The organism is Natrinema soli, assembly GCF_028618695.1.
Genome location: NZ_JAQIVI010000614.1, coordinates 1 through 1,832, shown reverse-complemented (window position 1 = coordinate 1,832; position 1,832 = coordinate 1). Strand labels below are relative to the sequence as shown.

Below are 1,832 nucleotides of genomic sequence, written 5' to 3'. Positions count from 1 at the left end.
TCGGCGTCACCCTTGCGGGCATAGATGCGATACAGGGGCATCGCGACGGGCGGTAACTCGAGTGCGAGCGTCTCCGGCTCGACGCGTTGGAGGACACGCTCGACGCGCGCGATGCTCGCGGGATGGTCGTGGACGACGCCCAGCAGTACCAGATCGCCGGTCGAGTCGGGGAGCCGGCGGCAAAACTGAGGGGTGATCCGAGGGTCGTCGAACGATTCGGAAACGGACGGGGACTCGTCCATTGCTCGAGTGGTAATACGTGACTACCGGCATAACCCTTCTGTTGTGTTGACTCGGAATCGAGTCAGTATTATATCGCTCGGCGACGCCGGACAGAAATCCGTTTCAGCCGTTCAAAGCGCGTATTACTGTAGCTGTCTCGAGTCCGATCTCGATCGTCGGTCTCCCTCGAGACCGGGACGATCTCGCGAATGCCGCCGCTATCACGCTGGCCATCACCTAATATAAAAACGCCGTGTCGCCGATCGAATGGGAACGATTGTCGATCGGATCCCATCGAAGCAAACCCTGAGGATCGTCCCGCACTCCCTCGGTTTTTCTCGTTCGCTGACCGAACCGATCGACGTCGCCGCTCGCGAGGATTGGAAAAGGCTTATATAGAATCACAAACAATCATCCGCTCGACTATGAGTCAGCGAATGCAGCAGGGTCAGCCGATGATCGTAATGAGCGAGGACTCCCAGCGCGTCAAGGACAAGGACGCGCAAGATTACAACATCAGCGCCGCCCGTGCGGTCGCTGAAGCCGTCCAGTCCACGCTCGGTCCGAAGGGGATGGACAAGATGCTCGTCGACTCCATGGGATCGGTGACGATCACCAACGACGGCGTCACCATCCTCAAGGAGATGGACATCGACAACCCGACGGCCGAGATGATCATCGAGGTCGCCGAGACCCAGGAGGACGAGGCTGGCGACGGCACCACGACGGCCGTCGCGATCGCCGGCGAACTCCTCAAGAACGCCGAGGACCTCCTCGAGCAGGACATCCACCCGACGGCGATCATCAAGGGCTTCCACCTCGCAAGCGAGCAGGCCCGCGAGGAGATCGACGACATCGCAACCGAGATCGACACCGACGACGAGGAGCTGCTCCGCAAGACCGCCGAAACCTCGATGACCGGCAAGGGCACCGAGGTCAACAAGGAGCACCTCGCCCAGCTGATCGTCGAGGCCATCCGCCAGGTCACCGTCGAGGACGACGAGGGCAACAACGTCGTCGACCTCGAGTTCCTCAACATCGAGACCCAGACCGGCCGCAGCGCCGGCGAGTCCGACCTGCTCGAGGGCGGCATCATCGACAAGGACCCCGTCCACGACAACATGCCCACCGAGGCGACGGACGCGGACATCCTGCTGCTGAACGAGGCCATCGAGGTCGAAGAGGCCGACGTCGACACGGAGGTCTCCGTCACCGACCCCGACCAGCTCCAGAAATTCCTCGACCGCGAGGAGAAACAGCTCAAGGAGAAGGTCCAGCACATCGTCGACCTCGGCGCGGACGTCGTCTTCTGCCAGAAGGGTATCGACGACCTCGCCCAGCACTACCTCGCGAAGGAAGGCATCCTCGCCATCCGCCGCGCCAAGAAGAGCGATCTGGAATTCCTCTCGGAAGTCGTCGGCGCGTCGATCGTCTCCGACCTCGAGACCGCGACCGAGGCGGACCTCGGCTTCGGTGACGTCACGCGCGACGACGAGGACGAACTGTTCTACGTCGAGGGTGAGGACGCCCACGGCGTTACTCTCCTCCTTCGCGGTTCGACCGATCACGTCGTCGACGAACTCGAGCGCGGCGTCAACGACGCGCTCGAC

The 1,832-nt window shown here is 62.2% G+C and carries 1 protein-coding gene and 1 pseudogene; one reads left to right on the top strand and one right to left on the bottom strand.

The window, feature by feature from the left end; translation table 11 throughout:
* A pseudogene (locus tag PGX04_RS27980) lies at positions 1-242 on the bottom strand (hypothetical protein); the annotation flags it as partial.
* A gap of 405 nt (positions 243-647) precedes the next feature.
* Here PGX04_RS27980 and thsB point away from each other — a divergent pair.
* Positions 648-1,832: thermosome subunit beta (gene thsB / locus PGX04_RS27975; RefSeq protein ID WP_273741480.1), on the top strand; the 1,185-nt coding region annotated here is incomplete at its 3' end.